The following is a 10,021-nucleotide window of genomic DNA, read 5'->3' on the forward strand; positions in this document are numbered from 1 at the left end:
CGCTCGGGTCAGCGGCCGAGGCCGGCGCGGGCCGCGACGGCGGTGTCCGGGTGGTCGGCGAAGACGCCGTCCAGGCCGAGGCCGTAGAAGAGTTCGTACTCGGACGTGATGTCACCGCGTGCGTTCGGGTCGGCGCCGAGCCGGAAGTCCAGCGGCAGGAACTGGTTCTCGGCGCGGAACGTCCAGGCGTGCACGAGCAGTCCGTCGCGGTGCGCGTCGCGGATCACCGAGGTCGGCGCGAGCAGCTTGCCCGCCGCGTCGCGGGGCACGATCAGGTTCTTGTTGACCCCGATGCCGTCGGCGTAGGTGTGGATCCACTTCAGGTTCTCCGGCTTGGCCAGATCCTGGTACGTACGCGGGTCGTTCGCCACCACCAGGTCGTACGGCCGACCGCTCGCGTCCAGCAGCTGGATCAGCTTGTTGTCGGTCATCCGGTCGAGCTTGCGCAGGTTGGCGGTCTCGAAGGACTGGATGAACACCTTGTCCTTGCGCCCGGTGAGCCGGTTCTGCTTGAGGACCCGCACCAGCGGCTCCTCCAACGCCAGACCTATCGACTGGAAGTAGCTCGGGTGCTTGGTCTCCGGGTACACGCCGATCGTGCGGTCGAGCCGGCGGCCCTCGGTGCGGGCCAGGTCCAGGACCTCCTGGAAGGTCGGCACCTCGAACTTCCCGTCGAAGGTGGTGTTCGTGGGCCGGACCTGCGGCAGTCGCTCCTTCGCGCGCAGCGTCTTGAGCTCGGCGAGCGTCAGGTCCTCGGTGAACCACCCGGTGACGGGCGTGCCGTCGATGGTCTTGGTGGTCTTGCGCGCGGCGAACTCCGGGTGCGCGGCGACGTCGGTGGTGCCGGAGATCTCGTTCTCGTGCCGGGCGACCAGCACGCCGTCCTTGGTGGACACCAGGTCGGGCTCGATGTAGTCGGCGCCCATCCGGATCGCGAGGCGGTAGCTCTCCAGGGTGTGTTCGGGACGGTAGCCGCTGGCCCCCCGGTGCCCGATCACGATCGGGTGGGCCGACGGCCGCGACGAACCGCGGGACGTGTCGTCCTGGGCCGCGGCGGCGGGAACCGCGATCACGGTCGCGAGCAGCACGCCGGCCACACCGAGCGCGGGAAGGATACGTCGCAACGCCATCTCCTCTGTCGTCCCGACGCGGGCGGGGCCGCGCGTGGGAGCACCAATCGTGCGAACACGCCGAGTCAATCGCCGGCAGGCGACGCGCGGTGAGGACGAAGCCGGCGCGTGGATGAACCTCCGGAGAACGTCCGGCGGCCCGGGCCCGATGCGACGGTGCCCGGGCCGGCGGGCCGGATCAGCGGGCGGCGCCGGCGATGGTGGTGCGGTGTTCGGCGTCCTCGGTGTGCCGTTCGGCGGCCGCGCTCGGGAGTTCGAGGCGGGTCAGATGATCGGGGGTGAGCGCGCGCAGGAACTCGGCGGCGTCGAAGGCCTCGCCCGCGGCCAGGACGCCGGTCGTGGTGTGCCGTCCGGTCGGCAGACGCTCGGCGGCCTCGACCACGAGGGGCGCGGTGACCGCGTAGATGTCGTTGCCGCCGGCCACCGCGCGGTGTTCCCGGTCGCCGGTGCGGACGACCACCTCGACGAGGAAGGTCTGCGCGGAGCGGCCGAGGGCGTCGGCGGGAGCGGGGGAGGGGTTGGGCGTGCTCGCGTCGGCGACGTCCCGGAGCGGGGCCAGGTTCATCACCGCGCGGACCTCCGGGACGCGCAGGTGGCGGGGGATGGTGACCTGGTCGGCGGTGGCGAACTCGGTGACCGCCAGGGCGCCCATCGGCGCGGGGAAGCGCCACTCGGACTGCTCCCGCGAGTAGGAGAAGGGGCGCAGCCGGCCGCCGGTGAACACGAGGTGCCGTCCCGCGTTGGTCCGACCGGTGAGTCGGCTGCCCTCGGTGGGCAGCCAGCTGTCCAGGCCGAAGGCGATGGTGATCTCGTCCGCCTCCGACCGCCCGCCCAGCGCGGCGGTGGCCAACAGGTCGCCCAGTGCGCCGTAGAAGGCGAAGGACGGCGCCAACACCAGCCCGGCGGCCGTGGCCTGCTCGCCCCGGGTGTCGAACAGCGTGGCGGTGGCGGCCTGTTCGGCGGACACATCGAGGTAGTGCGCCCCCGCGCGGATCGCCGCGTCGGCCACCGGGAGGGTGGTCGCCGAGAACGGTCCCGCACAGTTGATCACCGCGGCGGCGCCGGCGAACGCCCGGTCCAGGGCGGCCGGATCGGCGACGTCGGCGACCCGGATCGGCGCGTCCGGATACCGCCCGCCGAATTCCCGGAGTCTTTCCTCGTGCCGACCGGAAAGAATCACCGTCCGGCCCCGGCGGTGCAATTCGGCGACCACGAAACGCGCGGTGTGTCCATAGGCCCCGTAAACCACGACCGCACTTTCCCGGAGGGCGGCGTCGGTGGTCGGCGTATTCGTGGCGATGGCGGTCATGATTTCGCTTTCCGGAATCGGGGCCCGACCGGAACACCCGGTCGGGGGAAGCACATGTACACATCCTCGGCACGGGTCGACGGCGCTGCCAGTGTCGGAAACGACATGGTCCGCGCAATTCCGGACACGGCGAGCACGGCGGACGGGGCGTCGGCCCGGGTGCGGGTGCGCGGGCCGCCCCGAGGTCCAGCCGGTCGGTCCGGGATTCCCGGCGCTGATATACGGGTCGACCGACTGTGCCGATTATCAAGTGATATGGGCGGTTCCGTGATTGCGGACGGCGAGCGAATCGTGCCACGGAGTCATTGACCGACGAATTTCCGTTGTGTCAATGTCGTCTCCAGGTACCCGCGACCCGCCCGTGGTGTCGTCCGCCCACCACGGGTGATCGGCGGGCGGGTCGGCACACCCGGGCCGACCCGAGCGGCAGCGGGAGGAGCGCGCGCGGGGGGCTACGCGCGTGGAGACACATCCGTCCGACCGACGGCCCGACTCTCCGCGAGACACCCCGAGACCGTCGCGACACCACCGCGCTTGACTGGAGGGTTCCATGGAATTCCGGATTCTCGGCCCGCTCGAATCGGTCCACGGCGGCGCCCCGGTGGACATCAAGGGCACCCGGCAGCGCACCGTGCTGGCCCTGCTCCTCCTGGAGGCCAACCACATCGTGCCCACCGACCGGCTCGTGGACGGCGTATGGGACAAGGCGCCGCCGACCACCAGCCGAGGGCAGATCCAGATCTGCATCTCCTCGCTGCGTCGGCAGTTGCCGGCCGCCGCGTTACCCGGGCTGATCACCACCCGATCACCCGGCTATCGACTACGCGTCGCCGACGGCCAACTCGACCTGCACGCCTTCGAGTCCGGGGTGGCCGCCGGCCGCCGCGCCGCGGCCGAGCGGCAACCGGAGCGCGCGGTCCGCGAGTTCCGGGCCGCACTCGATCTGTGGCACGGACCGGCGCTGGCCGGGATCGACAGCCGGCTGGTCCGGCACGGCGTCGCGCATCTGGACGAACGCCGCCTGGTGGTGCACGAGGAGTGCCTGGAACTGGAGTTGGCCACCGGCGCCCCGCACGGGCCGGCGGGCGAACTGCTCGCGCTGGTCGCCGCGCATCCGCTGCGCGAGCGGCTGCGGGTGCTGCTGATGACGGCGCTGTACCGGGCCGGCCGGCAGGCCGAGGCGCTGGAGGAGTACCGCAAGGCCCGGGAGATCCTGATCGAGGAACTGGGCATCGAGCCGGGCGAGGACCTGCGGCGGCTGCACCGGGCCATCCTGAGCGGCGACCCGGATCTGGTGCGACCCACCGCGCCGGCGGTGATCGAACCGGTCGTGATCGCGCCGACCCGGGTACCGCGCCTGTTGCCCGCGGACTTCGCCGACTTCACCGCACGCGTGGACCTCGCCCGGGAACTGACCCGGCCGCGCGACGCCGCCGGGCCGGGCACGGCGGTACCGATCACCGTGGTCACCGGACGTTGCGGCGTGGGCAAGACCACCCTGGCCGTGCACGCCGCACACCGGCTGGCCCCGGACTTCCCCGACGGCCAACTCTTCGCGAACCTGACCTCGGCGGGCGGCCCGGTGGACCCCCGCGATGTGCTCGGCCGCTTCCTGCGCGCGTTGGGCCTGGGCGGATCGGCGATCCCGGACGGCCTGGAGGAGCGTGCCGAGACCTACCGCGACCTGCTCGCCGGTCGGCGGGTGCTGGTGGTCCTGGACGACGCGTCCTCGGAGAGCCAGGTCCTGCCGCTGCTGCCCGGCACCCCGGAGTGCCGGGTCCTGGTCACCTCCCGGCGGCGCTTCACCGGCCTGCCCGCCGCCGATCGGCTGGAGGTGCCCGCCTTCGACCCGGACGGCTCGGTCGAACTGCTCGCCCGGATCGTGGGCCGGCACCGGATCGCCGCCGAGCCGGACGCGGTGGCCGCGCTCTGCGCCGCGTGCGAACACCTGCCGCTGGCGCTGCGGATCGTGGCCACCCGGTTGGCGGCCCGGCCGCACTGGACCGTGTCGGACCTGGTCGCCCGGCTCGGCGACGGCTCCCGGCGACTGGACGAGCTGTGCTGCGGCGAGGTGAGCGTGCGGGGGAGCATCGCGCCCACCTACGAGGGCCTGAGCCCCGACGCCCGGCGGCTCTTTCGGCTGCTCGCCCTGCTCCAGGCCCCCGGATTCGCGTCCTGGGTCGGTGCGCCGCTCCTGGGCATCGACCCGCTGCGGGCGCAGGACCCGCTGGAGGAACTGGCCGAGTGCTATCTCCTCGACGTCGAGGTGAACGCCGGTACCGGGGTCGCCCGTTACCGGTTTCCCGAGTTGGTGTACACGTTCGCCCGGGAGCGGCTGGCCGCCGACGAACCGCCCGGAGTCCGTCGCGCGGCGCTGGAACGCACCCTGGGCGTACTGCTGTTCCTGCTCGGCGAGGCCCGGCGGCGACACCGCGGGCCGCGGGCGGGCGAGCCGCACGCGGGTGGGCGCCGGCGGGTGTTCTCCGCCGAACTGGTCGAACGGCTGCTGGCCGATCCGCTCGCCTGGTACGCGCAGGAACGCCCGTGGATCCTGGCGGCCATCCGACAGGCCGCCGCCGCCGGGTTCCTCGAGCACGCGCGCGGACTCGCGATGGGCACGGTCACCCTGTCCGAGGCCCGCACCCACCCGGCCGCCGGGCACGCGGTGGTGGGATTCGGCGACGAGTGCGTCGAGGCCGCTTCGGCGCCCGACGCGTCGGTGCGCGCGCTCCGGGCGCACCTGCGCCTGGCGGAGGCCGATGCCGGGGCCGAGGAACACGTCGGGGAGATCCGCACGTTGCTCGACCCGGCCGATACCGGGTACGGGCGCGGCGAGGTGCGGCAGGCGGGCGTGCTCGCGGTGGCCGCCCGGGCGCTCGCGGCGAACATGGCGCGACCGCGGGCCGGGTCCGCGCCGTCGTCGTTGTTCGGGGAGCGGGTGGAACCGGGTCTCGAAACGGGCGCGTTCGGGCCCGGGCCCGGGTCGGTGGGCGATGCCGGCGCGTGGGTCCGGGCGGCGTTTCCGCATGTGCGTGCGCTGCGCGTGGAGGGCTGCCCGTCGGGCGGACCCGGAAGCGCGCCGGTGCGTGCGGAGTAGCGGGCTCGGTCCGGGCGGACGGCCCGCGCGCAGCGCACGGATCGTCCTCGGCGGGCACCTCGTTCCGAGTGGACGGCCGGGCCCGGCCGTCGTCCGGCCGTACGCGCGAGCCCTGGCCGAGCCCGCGCGTACTTCGGTCCGGACGACGACACGGGTCCGGCCGTCCACCCTGTCCGGTGCGCGTCCGGCCCCCACCCTCGCCACGTCCCGCCCTCCCCTCGGGACGCGCGGTGGCCCCGGCACGCTTCCGGTTCGACACGTGCATTCGGATCCGGAGCCCGTTCCGGCCCCGGACACGCTCCCACTTCCGCACGCGTCGTGGATCCGAGGACGCCGCCCTCGAACCCCGTCCGTCCGGGAACGTCTCCCCGGACCCGGCTCGCCCTCCCCGCCTCGCCGATCACGTTGCCACGCGCGTATATCGGCGTCACGGTGCGAGTGGGCGCTCCCCCCACGACACGCAGGATATGGGGGCCGGCTTTTCCTTTCCTATCGGTGCGTTCTCCGTTTCCTATCCTTGACGCCCTCGCATTCGCGTCCTTACGGTGCGAACGTTTGCCGACGAACACATCGCCACGGGGCTTCCGCCGAGGTATCGCACCGATGGGAAGGGCGTCACGATGGACCGCGACTCCGGGCAAGGGCGAGGAATTTCGAAGGCGTTGCGGGGGAACGAGAGAGGTCGTGGACGATGAACGGGGCGGGTGCGGCCGACGGGCGAATCGGGTCCGTCGCGGGCGGGTCCGGCGGCCGTGACGCCGGCATGACGGCGGGTTGGCGGGCGGCGGTGGCCGGGATCTGGCGCGCCGGGCTCGGGTGCGGCGCCGACGCGGAGGCCGGGGTTCCGGTTCGGGACGACGCGGACTTCTTCGCCGAGGGCGGCGACTCGGTCGCCGCCGTGGAGACCGCGATCGCGCTGCGGGAGCTGACCGGCTCCGACGATCTGGCGCTCGACATCCTCTACGACCACCCGGAGTTCGGCCGGCTGCTCGCGGCGCTCGGCGCCGGGCGCGTGGTCCCGGGACAGGACGAGTTCCGCGAACTCACCCCGGCCGAGGAGCACCTGTGGGTGGCCGAGCAGCGGCACCCGGGGACGCCGATCCACCACATCGACGCCCGCTACCGATTCGCCCGCTCGCCGAACGTGCCCCGGCTGATCGCCGCGCTGGACGAGGTGGCCGGGCGTTACGCCGCGCTGCAGCGCGGATTCGCGGCGCCCGGACGGGCCTTCGAGGTGTCCGGGGTGTCGGTGCCGGTGCGCTGGGTGGACGCCCAGGGTGTGCCCGACGCGGTGGTGCGCACCCTGCTGGACGACGAGATCCGGACCCCGTTCGACCTCGCCCACCCACCCCTGCTGCGCGCCCTGGTGGTGGACCGGGGCGAGGTCGGCGCCGAACTCCTGCTCACCGCACACCACCTCGTCTGCGACACCGCCTCGCTGGCGCTGCTCGAAGGCGAGTTGCAGCGCCGGTACGCCGGAGCACCGGACCCGGGCGGACGGTCGAAGCCGCTCGGAGCGCCCTCGGGCCCGTTCGCCGCCCGCCCGGCCGCGCCGTCCGTCGCCGACTCGGCCGCCGCGCTCGCCTCCTGGCGGGCGACCCTGGCCGGGTGCCCGCGCGCCATCGCGCTGCCGCACGACCTGCCCCGGCCGGGGACGCTCGACGTTGCGGGCGGTGTGCACCGCATGGTGGTCCCGGCCGGGGCGAGCGCCGCGCTGCACGCGGTGGCCGCCGATGAGCGGCTGAGCCCGTTCATGACCTGGGTGGCGGGCTACCTCGTCGGCCTCGCCGCGGTGACCGGCGAGCGCGACCTCGTGGTGGCCGTACCGGTGTCCACCCGCCGACCCGAACAGCGGTACGAGGTCGGCACGTTCGTGGACACGCTGCCGCTACGGCTGACCCTGACCCCGGGTCTGACCGCGCGTGCCCTGGCACGGCGGGTCCGCCGGGTGGTCGCCGAGGCGCTGGCCCGTCGGCACGTACCCTTCCGGCGCATCGTCGCGGCGCTGCCGCCGGCGCCCGGTGAGCAGTCGCGCGCCCCGCTCGCCCAGGTCGGACTCACCTACGTGGACACCTCGGAACGGGGACTGCGACTGGGCCGATCGTGGGCCGGTCGCACGTCGATGCCGACCGGTGGCACGAAGTACGAACTGCTGTGGGCGGTCACCCGGCGAGGCGACCGTACGATCGCCGAACTGGAATATCGGACCGGCCTGTTCAGCGAGCAGGCGGCGGCCGACCTGCACGCCCGGATGATGACCGCGATCGAGGCGGCCTTCGCCGACCCGGACATCGAACTGCCGCTTCCGGCCGGAGTGTTGCCCAGGCGCAGCGCGCGGCGGCGCACGATGGGGGACAGGGCCGCCCGGATCGAGGCGGTGCCGCCGCGGGCCGTGGACGCGATCGGGCTCGGGTCGAACGTCGAGGCGGGAAAGACCCCGCGTGGCGAAACCTTCGGCCTCGCCGGCGGGTTCGTCGACGCCCGACGGATGGCGAGCCCGGTGGTCGAGGACGCCGAGTACGTGCCGGTGCACGAACTAGTGCGCCGACACGCGCGGGAGCGGCCGGACGCGATCGCCATCCGGCACCGCGAACGCGAGCTGACCTATCGCGAGTTGGACGAGCAGGCCGCCGAGGTGGCCGCCGGACTGCGGGCCGCCGGGTTGCGCCGGGGCGCCGTGGTGGCCGTGCCGATCGGTCGCGGCGCCGACCTGGTCATCGCGTGCCTGGGCGTGCTGCACGCGGGATGCGCATACCTGCCGGTGGACGTACGGCAGCCGACCGCCCGCACCCGCAGCATCGTTCGGGCCACCGCCCAGGCGGCACTGGTCGCCGACGAGACCACCGCCGCGCTCGTGGTCGACCTGGTACCGGTCTTGTGCCTGGAACTGCTGGCCGAGCGGCGGCGATCCGGGGCCCGGACGGTGCCCTCGGCGACGCCGGTGCGGGTGCACGGGGACGACATCGCCTACGTGATGTCCACGTCCGGGTCCACCGGTACGCCCAAGGCGGTGATGGTGCCGCACCGGGCGATCAGCCGGCTGGTCCCGCACGCCGAGTATCTGCGGATCGGCGTCGAGGACCGGGTCGCGCAGCTGTGCAACCCGGCGTTCGACGCGTCGACGTTCGAGATCTGGGGCGCGCTCTCCGGCGGCGCCACGCTGGTGATCGAGGACGCCGACGTGGTGCTCTCGCCGACCCGGCTGCGGGCCTTCCTCGCCGAGCAGCGGATCACCGTGTTGTGGCTCACCACCACGCTGCTCAACCAGGTGATCGACGTCGCGCCGGACGCGCTCGGCCGGTTGCGGGTGTTGCTGGCCGGGGGCGAGCCGCACGATTTGCGCCGCCTGGAGAAGTTGTTCGCGCGCGGGCGGCGGCCGGCCCGGGTGGTGAACGGGTACGGGCCCACCGAGAACACCACGTTCAGTACCACGCACGACATCACGCCGGACAACCTCCGGGCCGGCGTGGTGCCCATCGGCCGGCCGTTCGGCGACGGCACGGCCTACGCGCTCGACCCGAGGGGGCTTCCGGTCGCGGCCGGCGAGGAGGGCGAACTGTATGTGGGCGGCGAGGGGTTGGCGCACGGATACCTGAACTCCCCGGCGGCGACCGCGGCGGCGTTCGTACCGGACCCGTTCGACCCGCGCGGCGGGCGCCGGCTGTACCGCACCGGCGACCGGGTTCGGCAACTGCCGTGTGGCTCCTTCCAGTTTCTCGGGCGCCGGGACCACCAGGTCAAGGCCAAGGGGGTCCGGGTGGAACTGGGCGAGGTGGAGGCGGTGGTACGGCGCCAGCCGACGGTGGCCGACACGGTGGTGTTCGGCCGGCCCACGGACAACGGCACCGAGATCGTCGCGTGTGTCACCCCGGCTCCGGTCCCGGCCGTGATCGGGGCGGGCGGCGGCGTCGCGGCCCCGAGTGTGCCGGCGCTGGACGTGGCGGCGCTGGGTGAGCGGCTGCGGCTGGAGCTGCCGGAGTACATGCTGCCCACGCTCGTTCCGTTGGACCGGATCCCGATCGACGCCGAGGGCAAGGTCGACCGCGCCGCGCTGGAGGCCGCCGCGCGCCCGAAGGCGGAGGCGTCGCGACGCACGAGCCTCACGGCCGCACAGGTATTGGTGACCAACGACGTGAAGTGGTAGGCCGCTTCCGGCCCGCCGGCCCGCCGGCCCGCCGGCCCGCCGGCCCGCCGGCCCGGTGATCCGGTGATCCGGTGATCCGGTGATCCGGTGATCGGGTGATCGGAGTCCGGATGCCCGGGTTCGGACCTGGTGGCCTGGTGATCCGAGGCCGGATGCCCGGAGTCCGGCACTCGGTGGCCCGGTGAACACCGAGTCCGGATGCCCGGGGTCCGCAACCTGGTGGCCCGGTGAATGCAAGTCCGGATGCCCGGAGTCCGGCACCCGGTGGCCCGGTGATCCGAGTCGGGATGCCGGGCCCGGGGCCGGAACCTGGTGGCCCGGTGATGCAAGTCCGGGTGTCC

At 73.7% G+C, this 10,021-nt stretch carries 4 protein-coding genes; 2 read left to right on the forward strand and 2 right to left on the reverse strand.

Features of this window, described 5'->3' with window-relative positions; translation table 11 throughout:
* Nucleotides 1–8 precede the first annotated feature (8 nt).
* A complete protein-coding gene (locus EMA17_RS06610; protein ID WP_218042673.1) occupies nt 9–1,130 on the reverse strand; it encodes a glycerophosphodiester phosphodiesterase in 1,122 nt (373 codons plus the stop codon).
* 178 nt (nt 1,131–1,308) lie between these two features.
* Nucleotides 1,309–2,439 (reverse strand): saccharopine dehydrogenase family protein, encoded by a 1,131-nt coding sequence (locus EMA17_RS06615; RefSeq protein ID WP_126635952.1) that lies wholly within the window; start codon nt 2,437–2,439, stop codon nt 1,309–1,311.
* Between the two features lie 550 nt (nt 2,440–2,989).
* On the opposite strand from EMA17_RS06615, the gene EMA17_RS06620 reads away from it, so the two are divergent.
* Nucleotides 2,990–5,536, forward strand: coding sequence for an AfsR/SARP family transcriptional regulator (locus EMA17_RS06620; RefSeq protein ID WP_126635953.1), 2,547 nt, complete (start codon nt 2,990–2,992; stop codon nt 5,534–5,536).
* Between the two features lie 691 nt (nt 5,537–6,227).
* The gene (locus EMA17_RS06625; protein ID WP_160161331.1) at nt 6,228–9,680 is read left to right on the forward strand and encodes a non-ribosomal peptide synthetase; all 3,453 of its coding nucleotides are present in this window, start codon (nt 6,228–6,230) and stop codon (nt 9,678–9,680) included.
* Nucleotides 9,681–10,021 lie beyond the last annotated feature (341 nt).

Origin of the sequence: Embleya hyalina (assembly GCF_003967355.1) — a bacterium.
In the GTDB taxonomy this organism is placed as follows: domain Bacteria; phylum Actinomycetota; class Actinomycetes; order Streptomycetales; family Streptomycetaceae; genus Embleya; species Embleya hyalina.